General features: G+C 67.1%; 15 protein-coding genes. 4 read left to right on the top strand and 11 right to left on the bottom strand.

Going from position 1 to position 14143, the window contains the following annotated elements:
* Positions 1-9 precede the first annotated feature (9 nt).
* The 3 genes from ASE50_RS13485 (at position 10) to ASE50_RS13495 (ending at position 1558) form a co-directional block, all read left to right on the top strand.
* Positions 10-417 carry a PTS sugar transporter subunit IIA gene (locus ASE50_RS13485; RefSeq protein ID WP_056401355.1) on the top strand — a complete coding sequence of 136 codons (408 nt, stop codon included), beginning with the start codon at positions 10-12 and terminating at the stop codon, positions 415-417.
* Positions 414-683 (top strand): HPr family phosphocarrier protein, encoded by a 270-nt coding sequence (locus ASE50_RS13490; RefSeq protein ID WP_056401357.1) that lies wholly within the window; start codon positions 414-416, stop codon positions 681-683. Before ASE50_RS13485 ends, ASE50_RS13490 begins: the two co-directional genes overlap by 4 nt.
* 128 nt (positions 684-811) lie before the next feature.
* Positions 812-1558: a helix-turn-helix domain-containing protein gene (locus ASE50_RS13495; protein WP_056401361.1), complete on the top strand. Its 747-nt coding sequence runs from the start codon at positions 812-814 to the stop codon at positions 1556-1558.
* A 72-nt stretch (positions 1559-1630) separates the two neighbouring features.
* On the opposite strand, the gene ASE50_RS13500 is transcribed toward ASE50_RS13495, so the two are convergent.
* Positions 1631-2854, bottom strand: a complete 1224-nt coding sequence (locus ASE50_RS13500) for an SAM-dependent methyltransferase (RefSeq protein ID WP_056401364.1) — start codon at positions 2852-2854, stop codon at positions 1631-1633.
* Positions 2855-3082: 228 nt separating this feature from the next.
* On the opposite strand from ASE50_RS13500, the gene ASE50_RS13505 reads away from it, so the two are divergent.
* Positions 3083-4315: a phospholipid carrier-dependent glycosyltransferase gene (locus ASE50_RS13505; RefSeq protein ID WP_056401366.1), complete on the top strand. Its 1233-nt coding sequence runs from the start codon at positions 3083-3085 to the stop codon at positions 4313-4315.
* A 208-nt stretch (positions 4316-4523) separates the two neighbouring features.
* Here the strand turns inward: ASE50_RS13505 and ASE50_RS13510 are convergent, their stop codons facing one another.
* The 10 genes from ASE50_RS13510 to ASE50_RS13545 all read right to left on the bottom strand — a co-directional run bounded on the left by ASE50_RS13510 (position 4524) and on the right by ASE50_RS13545 (position 13833).
* Positions 4524-5636: a glycosyltransferase family 2 protein gene (locus ASE50_RS13510; protein WP_056401369.1), complete on the bottom strand. Its 1113-nt coding sequence runs from the start codon at positions 5634-5636 to the stop codon at positions 4524-4526.
* A gap of 105 nt (positions 5637-5741) precedes the next feature.
* The gene (gene leuB, locus ASE50_RS13515; RefSeq protein ID WP_056401372.1) at positions 5742-6785 is read right to left on the bottom strand and encodes a 3-isopropylmalate dehydrogenase; all 1044 of its coding nucleotides are present in this window, start codon (positions 6783-6785) and stop codon (positions 5742-5744) included.
* Positions 6786-6858: 73 nt separating this feature from the next.
* Complete coding sequence (gene recO, locus ASE50_RS13520; protein WP_056401375.1) at positions 6859-7590, bottom strand: DNA repair protein RecO; 732 nt, start codon at positions 7588-7590, stop codon at positions 6859-6861.
* A 44-nt stretch (positions 7591-7634) separates the two neighbouring features.
* Positions 7635-7973, bottom strand: coding sequence for a hypothetical protein (locus ASE50_RS18825; protein WP_156347466.1), 339 nt, complete (start codon positions 7971-7973; stop codon positions 7635-7637).
* 370 nt (positions 7974-8343) lie between these two features.
* Positions 8344-9255 (bottom strand): GNAT family N-acetyltransferase, encoded by a 912-nt coding sequence (locus ASE50_RS13525; protein ID WP_082439012.1) that lies wholly within the window; start codon positions 9253-9255, stop codon positions 8344-8346.
* Complete coding sequence (locus tag ASE50_RS13530) at positions 9252-10205, bottom strand: polysaccharide deacetylase family protein (RefSeq protein ID WP_056401381.1); 954 nt, start codon at positions 10203-10205, stop codon at positions 9252-9254. The genes ASE50_RS13525 and ASE50_RS13530 overlap by 4 nt, the downstream gene beginning before the upstream one ends.
* Positions 10206-10280: 75 nt before the next feature.
* Positions 10281-10487, bottom strand: coding sequence for a type II toxin-antitoxin system CcdA family antitoxin (locus ASE50_RS18335; RefSeq protein ID WP_082439013.1), 207 nt, complete (start codon positions 10485-10487; stop codon positions 10281-10283).
* Entirely contained in the window at positions 10465-12396 is a 1932-nt protein-coding gene (uvrC, locus tag ASE50_RS13535) for an excinuclease ABC subunit UvrC (RefSeq protein ID WP_056401383.1), read from the bottom strand. The genes ASE50_RS18335 and uvrC overlap by 23 nt, the downstream gene beginning before the upstream one ends.
* 134 nt (positions 12397-12530) lie before the next feature.
* The gene (locus tag ASE50_RS13540; protein WP_056401386.1) at positions 12531-13520 is read right to left on the bottom strand and encodes an oxidoreductase; all 990 of its coding nucleotides are present in this window, start codon (positions 13518-13520) and stop codon (positions 12531-12533) included.
* Between the two features lies 1 nt (position 13521).
* Entirely contained in the window at positions 13522-13833 is a 312-nt protein-coding gene (locus ASE50_RS13545) for a hypothetical protein (protein WP_056401389.1), read from the bottom strand.
* Positions 13834-14143 lie beyond the last annotated feature (310 nt).

Here is a 14143-nt window from a genome sequence, read left to right on the forward strand (position 1 = left end):
ACGACGAACATGATCGGGTTGGTTTTGGTGACGCATGGTCGTCTTGCCCAGGAGTTCGTCGTTGCGATGGAACATGTCGTCGGCCCGCAGGAGCGGGTGGAGACGGTGTGTATCGATCCCGACGACGATATGGAGGAACGCCGCGCCGATATCGCGACCGCGATCGCCGCGGTCGATGCCGGACAGGGCGTGATCGTGCTGACCGACCTGTTCGGCGGTACGCCCAGCAACCTCGCGATCTCGCTGATGGAAACCGGCCGGATCGAGGTGATCGCCGGGATCAACCTGCCGATGCTGATCCGGCTGGGCGGCGCGCGCAAGGCGATGAAGGTCGCCGAAGCCGTCGCCGCCGCGCGCGAGGCGGGCCGCAAATATATCTCGGTCGCCAGCGAGGTTCTGGGGGAAGCAGCGGCATGACGATTACGCGGACCGTCCAGATCACCAACCGTCGCGGCCTGCATGCCCGCGCCTCCGCCAAGTTCGTGACGATGGCCGCCGCGCAACCGGTGGAGGTGAGCGTCGAAAAGGACGGCTCGTGCGTCACCGGCACGTCGATCATGGGTCTGATGATGCTGGGCGCAGCCAAGGGCGACCATATCACGATCAGCGCATCGGGCGACGGTGCCGAGACGGTGGTCGGACAACTCGCGCAACTGGTCGAGGATCGCTTCGGCGAGGATTGAGGGGAGGTTCGGTTCCCGCTTCGTCACCCCGGACTTGATCCGCGGTGACGAAGTGTTTGGAACGACGGTCCTGCTTCCCAAGTTTTTAGGGGTGGCCCCACCCCCGCCCCGGCCATAGGCCGAACCCCATGACCCACCCCGCCCTCACCGCCCTGACCGACAAGGAAAAGCAGACGCTGCGCCTGATCGTGCGCGGCCATGATGCGAAATCGGTCGCGGTGGCGCTCGGCCTGTCGGTCCACACCATCAACGAACGGCTGCGCGACGCACGGCGCAAGCTGGCGGTGTCGAGCAGTCGCGAGGCGGCACGGATGCTGTTCGAAGCCGAGGGCGCGGCCCCCGAAAATCTGGGGGAAATGAGAAACGGGGACGACGCGAGCGACCGCACCGCCGATGTCGCTGCCACGCCGGACGACGGCGCGGGGCCGGCACGTCGCCTGCCCCGGTTTCTGATCGGAGCGATCGTCATGACCCTGGCACTCGGCCTGCTGGCCTTCACCCTGTTGCCGACCACGATGCAGGCACCGCCACCTGCGACCACCGCCCCCGTGACCGCAGCACCCGATGCCGCGCGCGCCTTTCTCGAACTGGTCGATCAGGGGCGGTGGAGCGACAGCTATCGCCGGTTCGGCGTCGCGTTCCGCAAGCTCAACACCGAACAGGTCTGGACCGATGTGTCGAAAAAGGTGCGCGTGCCGCTCGGCGCGGTCGTGTCGCGGACGTTCATCGGGCAGGAGAATGTTCCCGCCCCGCCATCGGGCTATGAAATGCTCAAGTTCCGCACCCGCTTCGCCAATGGCGGCGAACTGGTCGAGACGGTGACGCTCGATCAGGAAGCGGCGGAGTGGAAGGTGGTCGGCATTACCGTCGGCTGATCCGTCTCCGGTGGTCGGCCCCGAACCTGAGAAACGGCGTCGCACCGGATTCGATCCGGGGCGGCATCACCCTCACGCCCGCAACCGCCGCTCTTCCTCGATCATGTAATCCCGCGTCAGCGGCAATGCCCAGCGGTCGCGGGTCAGCTGCACCTGGTAGTTAACCATGCCGCCATGGCGGAACGCCGCCGCCGCGCCGGCGAGGTAGAAGGTCCACATGCGGTAGAATTTTTCGTCGTACAACGCGACGATCTGATCCTTCGCCGCGACCGTGCGCGCATACCAGTGATCGATGGTCAGCGCATAATGGACGCGCAGCACCTCGATATCGCTCGCGATCAGCTTGGTCCCTTCATAACCGCGCACGATCTCCGACAGCGCGGGGTTATAGCCGCCGGGGAAGACATATTTGGTCGTGAAGGTATCGGTCACGCCCGGCACGCCCATCCGGCCGATGGTGTGGACCAGCATGACGCCGTCATCGGTCAGCAACTCGCGGCATTTGCGGAAGAAGGTGCCATATTGCGGCGGGCCGACATGCTCGAACATGCCGACCGATACGATCCGGTCGAACCGGCCGGTGACGTCGCGATAATCGATCAGCTCGAACTTCACCTTGTCGGCGACGCCGGCGGCTTCGGCGCGACGGCGGGCGACCTTGATCTGCTCTTCGGACAGGGTCACGCCCAGCACTTCGGCCCCAGTCTTTTCGTGCAGGTACAGCGCCATCCCGCCCCAGCCGCAGCCGATGTCGAGCACGCGCATCCCCGGCCGGATCGCCAGTTTCGCGGCGATATGCGCCTTCTTGTCGGCCTGCGCCTGTTCGAGGCCATTGTCGGCATCGGTGAAATAGGCACAGCTATATTGCAGGTCGGTGTCGAGGAAGAGCGCGTAGAGCCGGTCGGACAGGTCGTAATGGTGCGCGACGTTGCGTTTCGACCGGCGCGCCATGTTGACCCGGTCGATGCGGTGGCGGACGGCATCGAACAGACGGATCGGCAGCGATGGCCGCAACCCGCCGCCCCGGCCCCATGGCGTGTTGCCGGTCAGCAATTCGACCAGATCGCGAATATCGCCGCGATCGATGACCAGTTCGCCGTCCATGAACGCCTCCGCCGCACCCAATGCCGGATGGCGGACGATGCGGCCGGCGACGCCCGGCTTGGTGAAGCGGATCGCGACATCGGGAAAGGCCGGATCGGGTGTACCGAATTGGACGGTACGGCCATCGGCGTGGGTCAGGGAAAACGTACCGCGACGAACCGTGCGGGCGAGAAACGTATCGATCAATGCCATGAACGGCCCGTTAGGGGCCGAATGTGGCAAGTCATGGGCGACATATCTGAATCTTGACTGCCCTGTTCGCATCCTCCCCGGCACGGGGAGGGGGACCATGCGCAGCATGGTGGAGGGGGATGTCGGCAACCGAAACCGTTGCGCCGCGCGGACACCCCCCTCCACCGTCCTACGGACGGTCCCCCTCCCCACATTGTGGGGAGGATTGGCTTGGGCTACACGCCCGCCATGCTCTCCCGCCTGCGCGATCGCCCATGGACCACCGCGCTGCTGATCGGCGTGGCGGCGCAATTGCTGTTCGCCTGGGCGCTGGGCCGGCCGGGCAAGCTGTCGTTCGACGAAGTCCATTACGTCCCCGCCGCGCGGACGCTGCTGACGCTTGCCTATCCCGCCAATCCCGAACATCCGCTGGTCGCCAAGGAACTGATCGCGGCTGGCATCCTGCTGCTCGGCGACAATCCGTGGGGCTGGCGGATCATGGGGACGCTGGCGGGCACCGCGACGGTGCTCGGCGTCTTCGCCATCCTGCAACTGCTGTTCCGGCGGACGCATGTCTCCGCGTTCGGCGCGGCGCTGGCGATGCTGAACCAGACGCTGCTGGTCGAGGCGCGGACGGCGATGCTGGAGGTGTATCTCGGCGCGTTCGTGACGCTCGCCATCGCCGCGCTGCTGTGGTCAATGCGCGGTCGGCCGGCGCTGCGGCTGACGCTGGCCGCCTTGCTGTTCGGGCTGGCGGTCGGGGTGAAATGGGCGGCGGTGCCCTATGTCGCGGGGGCCGGACTGCTGCTGATCTGGGGCAAGACCGGCAAGCGCGATTACTGGCCGGGCCTGCCGCTGATCGCGGCACTGGCGATCCTCGGCGCGGTCAGCATCGCCACCTATTTCGCGACCTTTGCCCCGGCCTTCTTCTACGCGTCCGAGCCGCTGACCCTCGCCCGGCTGCTGCCGTTCCAATGGGATATGTACGAACGCCAGACACAGGTGCTGGCGGCGCATCCCTATCAATCGAGCTGGTGGACCTGGCCGCTGCTCGCCCGGCCGATCTGGTATTTCTACGAACCCGATGCGGGCGTGCAGCGCGGCGTGCTGCTGCTCGGCAATCCCGCGATCATGTGGGGCGGGTTGCTGGCGGTCGCGGTGTGCCTGCGGACCGCGTGGAAGCGGCGGGCGCCGGCGTTGTTCGGGGTCGGGCTGCTATGGGTCGGATCGCTGGCGGTATGGGCGGTGATCCCCAAATCGCTCGGCTTCTATTATTACTATCACCTGTCGAGCATTTGGCTGTGCCTCGCGCTCGCCGCCGCTTTCCACGCCCATGCCAAAGGTCGCCTCGCCCGCGCCGACGAATGGTTCGCGCTGCCGGCGATCCTGTTGTTCGTCTATTTCTACCCGATCCTTTCCGCCGCCCCGCTGTCAGGGCCGCAGGCGTTCAATCGCTGGATGTGGCTCGATAGCTGGCGGTAGATTGGTTCACGCGGAGGCGGCGAAGAAGAAAGTGTTTTGTCGCGCAGAGGCGCAAAGGACGCAGAGGGGTTGCATCCGCCGCGACAGCGGCGCTCCATTCCAATGGTCAAGAAGGTAACGTGTCCCGATCGCAACCTCTTCGCGTCCTTTGCGCCTTTGCGCGACAAAACACTTTCTCTGCGCCTCCGCGCCTCCGCGTGAAAACCGTTCAGGCGGAACGCTTCCGCCCATACCGCCCCCACGTAAAGCGCGACGACAGCGCGAAATTCCACACCGCGCCGACCGCGATCCCCGCCAGCGCCGGCAGCGCCCACGCCCCGCCCCGCACGTCGTACAGGAACGCCGCCAGCCCGACATTGGCCACCGCCCCCACCGAACACACCGCGCAGAACGACACCCAGCCGTCGAACAGCGCCCGCACCCCGCGCAGCCGCCGGTCGCGATAGGTCAGGTGGTTGTTCAGAAAGAAGTTGAACGTCATCGCGACCATCGTCGCGACGATCGTCGCCATCACGAACCCGCCGCCCAGTTCGAGCAACAGTCCCAGCGCCGCCAGATGCACGATCGCCCCCGCCGCGCCGATCGCGGAGAACATGACGAACCGTACCGGCACCACCCGCCCGAACATCCGGTCGTACAACGCGATCAGATATTCGAGCGCGACGACATGGTCGAGCTTGCTCTCCCCCACCGCCCGCGTGCGGAACACATAGGGCAATTCGACGAAGCGCAACGGCACCGGCGCGGCGGTCAGGATGTCGAGCAGGATCTTGAACCCGATCCCCGACAGGCGCGGCGCGACGCCCCGCACCACATCGCTGCGGATCATGAAGAACCCGCTCATCGGATCGGACAGATCGGCCTTCAGCACCCGCCGCGACAGCCGGGTGGCCAGCGCCGATTTGGCGACGCGATCGGCATCCCACGCGCCGGTCCCGCCGCCGTCGACGAAGCGCGATCCGATCACCAGATCGAGCGCCGGATCACCCGCCAGCGCCGCCACCATGCGCGGCAACAACGCCTCGTCATGTTGCAGGTCGCCATCGATCACCGCGACCAGCGGCGCGGCGGTGGCGCACATCCCCTCGATACACGCCGTCGACAGCCCGCGCCGGCCGATCCGTTGCAGCACGCGGATGCGCGGGTCGCGGCGGGCGATCGCCCGCACGACATCGGCGGTGCCATCGGGGCTGTCGTCGTCGACGAAGATCGCCTCCCACGCATACCCCGCCAGTGCCGTGTCGAGCGCCGCGACCAGCAACGGCACGTTGCCGCGTTCGTTGAAGACGGGCACGACGATGGCGAGGTCGAGCGGGGTCATATCCCCCTTACCGTACCCCCGCGCAGGCGGGGGGCCAGAGCCACCGGCGATGCCGTTCGTTACCCTGGATCCCCGCCTGCGCGGGGATACGATAGCCAGCATAATTCACAACGCCGCCAACACCACGTCCGTCATCTCCCTGGTCGTGGCACGCCCCCCCAGATCGGGCGTGCGGTGCCCCGCGACCAGCGCCGCCGTCACCGCCGCCTCGATCCGGTCGGCCGCATCGGCCATATCCAGCGAATGGCGCAGCATCATCGCCGCCGACAGGATCGTCGCCAGCGGGTTCGCCTTGCCCTGCCCGGCGATATCGGGCGCGGAGCCATGGATCGGCTCGTACAGCCCCTTGCTATCCTGATTGATCGCCGCCGACGGCAGCATCCCGATCGATCCGGCGCACATGCTCGCCTGATCCGACAGGATATCGCCGAACAGGTTGCCGGTGACGATCACGTCGAACTGCCCGGGATTGCGCACCAGCTGCATCGCGGCATTGTCGACATACATATGGGTCAGCGCGACATCGGGATAGTCGGCCGACACCTCGATCACCACGTCGCGCCACAACTGCGAGGTTTCGAGGACGTTCGCCTTGTCGACCGAACACAGCCGGTGGTTGCGGGTCCGTGCGGTGTCGAACGCGACGCGGGCGATGCGCGCGACCTCGCCTTCGTCATAGCGCATCAGGTCATGGCCCTCGCGCAGGCCGTCGGCGGTCGTGCCGCGCCCCTTCTGCCCAAAATAGACGTCGCCGGTCAGCTCGCGCACGATCACCATGTCGATGGCGGCGGCGACTTCGGGACGCAGCGCGGACGCATCCTCCAGCCCCGCGAACAGCTTGGCCGGGCGCAGATTGGCGAACAGCCCCAATGCCTTGCGCAGGCCGAGGATCGCCTGTTCAGGGCGATGCTCGCGCGCGACATTGTCGAATTCCGGGTCGCCGACCGCACCAAACAGGACCGCATCGGCACGCTTCGCCAGATCGAGCGTCGCTGGCGGCAGCGGATGGCCATGCGCGCGATAGGCGGCACCACCGACCGGCGCTTCCTCGAACGTCAGCCCCAGATCGAGCGCGTCGAGCACCCGCCGCGCCGCCGCCACCACTTCCGGTCCGATCCCGTCGCCGGGCAGTATCGCGATCAAGGCCATTGCGTCATTCCCGTTTCGCGCACGAACATTGCGCGGCTCCATCGGCAAAAGCCCCTGCCCCAAGCCGGGCGGGTCACGCAACCGTCCTTTTCAGTCGTTCGACCATCCGTTCCCGCGCGGCGAGGATGTCCTGCCCCCTGCCCCCCAGCAGGTCGCGGGTCAGGAAATGGCCCGACAGCGCCAGCCCCTCGAACGCCGCGTCCCAGTCCGCCGGCCCGCCCTCGGCCAGAAACGCGGGCAGTGCCAGCAACCGATGCTCCAGCCCAACCGCCGCCGCGCGCGACACCGCCCCGCCACTCCTGGGGCTGACATGGGTCAGGTCGTCGCGCGCGCCGGTCGCGACACATTCGTCGAGCGCCAGCCCGAATCCCAGTTCGGACAGGATCAGCAACTCGGTCCGCACCAGCGCGCCGATCCACGCCCGCGCCGCCGGTGCCGCGGCGATCGCCGCGAACAGCCCGTCGAGCGCGGCATGGATGCGCGGATAGGCCTGCGCCTCGGGCAGCGCATAGGCGGTCAGCGCACACATCCAGTCGATCGCCGCCGCCGGCACCGGTTCGCCGAACAACGGCGCGCGGCTCTCGACCAGTTCGACGGTCAGCGCCGCCAACTGCGTATCGGTCCGCGCCCGCCAGTCGCCGCGGATCAGATTGCCCGGCTGCAACACCGGCCGGATCGCCCGGCTCCGCCCGCCGCGCACATAGCCGGGCTGGACGCCCGCCTCGGCGGTCAGCGCGCGAACGACCGCGCCATGCTCGCCATGCGCGCGAGCGGAGAGAAGGATGGCGGTGGTGTTCAGGTGCATGGCGTTGGTTTAGCGGGAATTGGCAAATACACCGAGCCGCGCCCTCAATTTCCGTTCGTTGGTTCCAGCAGCGCATCCGCGCTATCGACCGGCGGCAGATTCTCGACGGTACGATCCCGCCGAACGCGAAATCGGCCGCTGCCATAGCCTGAACCACTGCCCGTAGTTTCTACTGTGTAAGTCATTCCGACGCGAAGCGGCTTCGCCGCCACTCCGGGCGGAAGAAACGGCTTTCCTGTCAGCGTCTGGCCATACAGGATCGGGAACTGGTTCCAGCACTCACCAACATCCGTATTTTTCGACCAAACGACAACGTTTTCAACGAGTTGAAGATCATCCTCTTGGTTAGGAATGGCCGCCGGTCCGGTTTCGGCTGAAACCATGATACTCCTTATACAATCAGCGTTTCGCTGGGACGCCGGGTCGACGACGAACGCGAGCCTTCCGGCGATCACTACGGCTTGGAGATGATATGCGTAGGAACATCCCGTAAGCGATAGGAGCAGGGCAGAACAAACGCTCCACTGTCCATGACGGGTCAAAGCGGTCCGCTCCCCGCAGATTTGAACGAGGCACTCAATTCAAAACATTCCGTACAGCGTACACATCGCTCAGAGACTTTCCTACCGGGTCTGAAGCAGGATATCGTGCGCTGGTTCTTTTATATTGTCGATCCACACGCAGCGTTTGGCTCCGAAAGCCTGCACAACCAGCGAGTTGCGCGAGTGTGACTTTTGTGACCTTTGACCCGCGCTACCCCCGCCGAACCCTCGACAACATCGGCCCGACCAACGGCCAGTCCCGCGCCCGCTTCACCCGCGCAACCGCGCCATCGAACGCCTGCAACGCCCGCACCGTCGCGCGATTGGCCCGGCTGTCCCGCAACAACAACAAGTCCACGCACGCCATCCCGCCGGTCGCGAATTGCCGCTTATGCTGCCCTTCCCCCTCGGTAAAATCGAACCGCAGCGCCGCCGGCTCCGCAAACAACGTCCGGAACGCCTCCAGATGCAACACGCTGCCCGGTGACCATTCGCCCCACGACGGATCATGCCCGACATAGTCGTACCGCACGTCGCCGCCCGTCATCGGGCAATAGAGGTAGGCGATCGGCGTGCCGCCCACGAACAACAGCCAGCCGAACGCCTCGCCCCGCGCGCCCTTGCCCTGCATCACCGCACGAAACGGAATGTCACCGGGCAGCCCCGCGCCGAGCAGCTTTTCCTGATAGGTCCGCGCCGCGACCGTCCGCGCCAGCCCGTGAAACTCGGCCAGTTCCTGCGCGGTGCGATAGGTCCGCACGTCGAGCGTGCCTTCATTCGCCTCGGCCAGCTTCTTGCGCTTGCGCTTCAAACTCGACCGCGCATTGCCCGACAGCCCCGCGAACCATGCGTCGAACCCGATCGTCAGGTCGGTGTGATAGCGGGTATATTGCTGCCGGACGAACACGATCCCGGCATTCGGCAAGACCGCCGGCATCAACGGTTCGGGCAGCGAGGTCACCGACCAGCCGTCTGCCCCCCTGGGCAACGGTGGCAGCACCGGCACCGCGCCCGCCAGCACGTCGCGCAATTCCAGCGGCACCCGCACCAGCCGCCGCCGCACCGAAAACAGCGTCCGCGCCCCGATCTGGAACTTGATCGGCCAAGGCTGGACCTGCGTCATGCCGCGCGTTCCTCGATCAGGTTCGACCATAGCTGTTCGACCTGCCGCCACCGCGTCCTGAACGCACTGGCCGGCAGCGGCCGGTCGTCCTGCCCCAGCCGCAGCGGCGGACGGTCGCGGAAATGGGTCGTCGGCAGGCGATCGGCATGGGCGGCCAGCGTGCGGCACAGTGTTTCGAACCGGCGGACATGGATGCGGTTGGCGCGCGTGCCCGCGCGGTTGGCCAGTTCAAAGCCATGGCTGACGATCGTCACCGCCGCATGGGCCTCCGCGGCGGCATGGACCAGCGCGGCGCGCATCTCCGCCGCCGACAGCGCGCAGATCTGGAAATGCCGCCGCCCGCCGCCGGGCATCGCGATCGTCGTCACCGGCACCTCGATCAGCCCGCGATGCTCGGCCGGCGCGATCCGATCGGGCGACAGGGCGATCATGCTCGGCCACGGATGGTGCGCGCCATTATGGCTGCTGTCATAGGCAAAGCCGAGCGCCGCCAGCGCATCCAGCGTCACGTCGTTCGCGCTATAGCTGCCCGCGCGGAACGCGACCGGATCGGCCGCACCGGCGGCCCGCAACAGGTCGCGCGCCTCGCCCAGCAAGTCCTGCTGCTCCTGTCGCGACAGGTCGACTAGTTCGAACACGTGCGCGCGGCTCCGATCCGCCAGCGCCGCCCGCGCCCAGTTGGGGTGGAGATGCAGTTGCACCTCCTGCCCCGCCGACAGGATCGCCTCGACGGTCGGCGCGATCGCCGCCATGCCATAGAGCCGCGCGGGCAGCGGATCGACGAAGAAGCACGCCTTCAACCCATGCGCCCGCAGCCGTTCGAGCTGCCACGTCACCCCGACCCCGGCGGGTTCGAGCGAACGCTGCACCACCATGTCGGCCGGCAGAGCGGCGGCATGGTGCCGCCACATCAATTCGGTATCGATCGTCAGGAAGACGGGGGTCGTCATGGTCCTGTCCTGCCCGCTGCGCGTAAACAACCGGTGAAACACCGGCCGCCTTCGACAAGGTCGGGACCTATCATACTAAGCGGTCGGCGGCGAACCGGCCCAGTCGTTCCACTCGGCGATCGCCGCCGCGCTTTCCGACCGCTGCACCGCCCGACCGGCCTCCTCGATCGCGCGCGCCAGCGCCGCGTGACAGAGGGCGGCGACATCGATCCCCGCCGCGCGCGCCTGCGCCAGCAACGCCGCGTCGATCGCGACGGGTTCAGCGGCTGTGGAAATAGTCATAGACCCCCTGCGCCATCGCCTTGCTGACGCCGGGTGCCTTTTGCAGATCGGCGAGGCTGGCGTTGCGCACCGCGCGCGCCGTGCCGAAATGCATCAGCAGCGCCTTTTTCCGCGCCGGCCCGATGCCGGGCACCTCGTCGAGCGGGCTGACGCCGATCGCCTTCGACCGTTTGTCGCGATGCGCGCCGATGACGAAGCGGTGCACCTCGTCGCGCAACCGCTGGAGATAGAACAGCACCGGCGAATTGACCGGCAGCGTCAGTTCGCGCCCGTCCATCAGGTGGAACACCTCACGCCCGTCGCGGCCATGATGCGGCCCCTTCGCCACGCCGACCATGCACACATCCTCGATGCCCAGATCCTCCAGCACCGCCTTCGCCGCACTCAACTGCCCCTTGCCGCCGTCGATCAGCACCAGATCGGGCCAGCCATTGCCGTCACGATCGGTCTCCCGGTCGGGATTTTCCTCCTGCGCGCGGGCGAAGCGGCGGGTCAGCACCTCCTTCATCATCGCGAAGTCGTCGTTGGTCTGCGCCTGCTTGATGTTGAACTTGCGATACTGGCCCTTGCGGAACCCCTCCGGCCCGGCGACGACCATCGCGCCCAGCGCATTCGTCCCCTGGATATGGCTGTTGTCATAGACCTCGATCCGGTCGGGCGGCCCTTCCAGTTCGAACAGTTCGGCGACCTCGCGCAGCAGCCGCGCCTGCGTCGTCGACTCCGCATTGCGCCGCTGCAACGCTTCGTCGGCATTGCGCTTCGCCTGATCGAGCAGCCGCCGCCGCACGCCGCGCTGCGGCACCGACAGCGCGACCTTGAACCCGGCACGCTCGGCCATCGCCTCGGCCAACACCTCGCCCTCCGCCAGTTCGCGGTCGACGAACACGTTGCGCGGTGGCGGCACCTCTTCATAAAACTGCATCAGGAACGCCGACAGCACCTCGTCCTCGGGCACCTCGTTGGTATGCGCGGGGAAGAAGCTGCGATGTCCCCAATTCTGCCCGCCCCGGATAAAGAACGCCTGGATGCCGATCACCCCCTCCAGACACGCCATCGCGAACACATCGGCATCGCCGACGCCGTCCGCGTTGATCGCCTGCGACCCCTGAATGAACGTCAGCGCCTTCAACCGGTCGCGCAGCACCGCGGCCAGTTCGAAGTCCATCGCCTCGGCCGCCGCCTGCATCTGCACGCCCAGCTTCGCCTGCACCTTGGTCGACTTGCCGCCGAGAAAGTCCTTCGCATCGCCGATCAGTTCGGCATAGGCGGCCTGATCGATCCGCCCGACGCACGGGGCCGAACACCGCTTGATCTGGTACAGCAGGCACGGCCGGTCGCGCGTCTTGAAGAAACCGTCGGTACATGACCGCAACAGGAACAGCTTCTGCAGCGCGTTCAGCGTCTGCGTCACCGAACCGGCGCTGGCAAAGGGGCCGTAATACTCGCCCTTCGCCCGCCGCGCGCCACGGTGCTTGCTGATGCGCGGAAAGTCGTGATCGGCGCGCAGCAGGATGAACGGGAACGACTTGTCGTCGCGCAACAGCACATTGTACGGCGGACGATAGCGTTTGATGAGTTGCGCTTCGAGCAGCAGCGCCTCGGCCTCGTTGTTGGTCGTCACGATCGTCATCGACCGCGTCTGCGCGACCATGCGCTGCAACCGCTTCGTCAGCCGCGACACCTGCGTATAATTGGCGACGCGGTTCTTCAGCGCCCGCGCCTTGCCGACATACAGCACCTCACCGCGCGCATCCTGCATCCGGTACACGCCCGGCCGCACCGGCAGCGTCGCCAGCACGTTGCGGATCGCGGCGACGCCGGCATCGATATCCGGCGCGTCCGACCCGCGCACGGTGAAGCTGGCCTTGTCCTCGTTGAAGCGATTGGGGGCATTGGGCGTTTCCGACATCGTCCCCGATTTAGGGGGTGCGTGGCGGTTGCGCCAGACGGCGGCGAGCCGAACCGCTCCATTCGTCGTCGCCGCCGCGGGGGAAGGACGCAGGAGAACAAGGGCGCAAAAGTCCGTTGGGCCGGCGCTACGTCCTACCCCACCCGCGCCGCCGCGATGATCCGCAATCCGCGCACCGCATCGGCCGGATCGACCGGCACCTCGCCCCCGCCGCGCACCGCATCGCGCATCGCCCGGTAAAAGCCGCGCCAGTCGCCCGCTTCCGACCGGACCGGCCGCGATAGGCCCTCACCATCGGTCAGCACGCCCCATTGCGCATCGGGTTCGATGCCATAGCCGCTGTCGGTCGGCATCCCGCCCGCGCGCAGCACCGCCTCCTGCGGATCGATGCCGTATTTGACGAAGCTGCCTCTGGTCCCGTGCAGCGCGAAGCGGGGGCGTGGTGCCGCGACCAGCGACGCCGACCCGATCGTCACCCGCCGCGCGCCATAGCGCAGGACGATCTCGAAATAATCGTCGACGCCGGCCTGCGCCCGCTGCGCCGTCACGTCGCCCGCCACCGCATCGGGCATGCCGAACAGGTGGATCGCGTGATCGATCATGTGCGGCCCCAGATCGTTGAGCAGCCCGCTGCCCGGCCCGCCTTCCTCGCGCCAACCCGGCTTGATCGCCGGGCGGAACCGGTCCCAGCGGAACTCGGCCAGCATCACCTCGCCCAGCGCATCCTCGCGCAGCAACCGCGCGACCGTCAGGAAATCGCTGTCCCAACGGCGATTGTGGAACACGCTCAGCAACCGCCCCGCCCCGCGGGCCAGCTGCGCCAGCGCCACCGCATCGGCATCGTCGGTGGCCAGCGGCTTGTCGACCACGACATGCCGCCCCGCCGCCAGTGCCGCCTGTGCCAGCGGCGCATGGCTGTCGTTCGGCGTGGCGATCACCACCAGGTCGAGGCTGTCGTCCTCGATCAGCGCCTGCGGATCGTCATGACGCGTCGCCGCCGGAAACCGGTCGGTCGGCCGCGACGTGGCGATCGCGGCCAATTCCATGCCCTCGACGGTCGCGATCAGCGGCGCATGGAACGACGCCCCGGCAAGGCCGAACCCGATCAGGCCGACGCGCACCATCTCAGCCCAGCTTCGTCAGCTCGGCGGCGACCTTCGCCACCTGCGCATCGGTGATCGCGCCATTGGCATAGGGCTGGACCTGCTTCAGGCTCATGCCCTTGAACGACGCATAGGCTTCGTGCGCCAGCATCCCCGGAAAGGTCGCCTCGAGGATCGCCTTGCCCTTCGGATCGGCGGCGATCGTTTCGATGCTGCTGTCGATGGTCAGTTTGGCGGCGGCCGGCGCGGCAGGGCCGGGTGCAGCGGCCGGCGCGGTCTGGGCGGTGGCGGCGATCGGCATCGCCAGCAATGCGGCGGTAAGGAGCAGTTTCATCGGCAATCTCTCCACGGGCCTGTTCGCCCGGACCGGAACGTAGCGCCCCACCCGCCCCGCGCCAAGCGGGATAGGTCGATGGATCCCGAGCCATGCCAAGGCGAGAGCCACGCCCATCGCCCACAACCCCTGACACCCCCTTACAACCCTGACACCCGGCACCCTGTCACCCCGTCACCCCGTCACCCCGTCACCCCGGGCTTGACCCGGGTCTGAGTTCACAAACGAAGTGCAACACCTGAGACAGGTGCTGCCATGTCCATCTACCGTCAGTTATCGCTCGAGGAACGGTGTTCGATTGCCCGGCTTC

The organism is Sphingomonas sp. Leaf5 (assembly GCF_001421155.1).
Taxonomy (GTDB): domain Bacteria; phylum Pseudomonadota; class Alphaproteobacteria; order Sphingomonadales; family Sphingomonadaceae; genus Sphingomonas.

Coding starts and splice junctions, on each gene's coding strand:
- ASE50_RS13485 (WP_056401355.1), top strand. CDS start 10: ATGATCGGGTTGGTTTTGGTGACGCATGGTCGTCTTGCCCAGGAGTTC.
- ASE50_RS13490 (WP_056401357.1), top strand. CDS start 414: ATGACGATTACGCGGACCGTCCAGATCACCAACCGTCGCGGCCTGCAT.
- ASE50_RS13495 (WP_056401361.1), top strand. CDS start 812: ATGACCCACCCCGCCCTCACCGCCCTGACCGACAAGGAAAAGCAGACG.
- ASE50_RS13500 (WP_056401364.1), bottom strand. CDS start 2,854: ATGGCATTGATCGATACGTTTCTCGCCCGCACGGTTCGTCGCGGTACG.
- ASE50_RS13505 (WP_056401366.1), top strand. CDS start 3,083: ATGCTCTCCCGCCTGCGCGATCGCCCATGGACCACCGCGCTGCTGATC.
- ASE50_RS13510 (WP_056401369.1), bottom strand. CDS start 5,636: ATGACCCCGCTCGACCTCGCCATCGTCGTGCCCGTCTTCAACGAACGC.
- leuB (WP_056401372.1), bottom strand. CDS start 6,785: ATGGCCTTGATCGCGATACTGCCCGGCGACGGGATCGGACCGGAAGTG.
- recO (WP_056401375.1), bottom strand. CDS start 7,590: ATGCACCTGAACACCACCGCCATCCTTCTCTCCGCTCGCGCGCATGGC.
- ASE50_RS18825 (WP_156347466.1), bottom strand. CDS start 7,973: ATGGTTTCAGCCGAAACCGGACCGGCGGCCATTCCTAACCAAGAGGAT.
- ASE50_RS13525 (WP_082439012.1), bottom strand. CDS start 9,255: ATGACGCAGGTCCAGCCTTGGCCGATCAAGTTCCAGATCGGGGCGCGG.
- ASE50_RS13530 (WP_056401381.1), bottom strand. CDS start 10,205: ATGACGACCCCCGTCTTCCTGACGATCGATACCGAATTGATGTGGCGG.
- ASE50_RS18335 (WP_082439013.1), bottom strand. CDS start 10,487: ATGACTATTTCCACAGCCGCTGAACCCGTCGCGATCGACGCGGCGTTG.
- uvrC (WP_056401383.1), bottom strand. CDS start 12,396: ATGTCGGAAACGCCCAATGCCCCCAATCGCTTCAACGAGGACAAGGCC.
- ASE50_RS13540 (WP_056401386.1), bottom strand. CDS start 13,520: ATGGTGCGCGTCGGCCTGATCGGGTTCGGCCTTGCCGGGGCGTCGTTC.
- ASE50_RS13545 (WP_056401389.1), bottom strand. CDS start 13,833: ATGAAACTGCTCCTTACCGCCGCATTGCTGGCGATGCCGATCGCCGCC.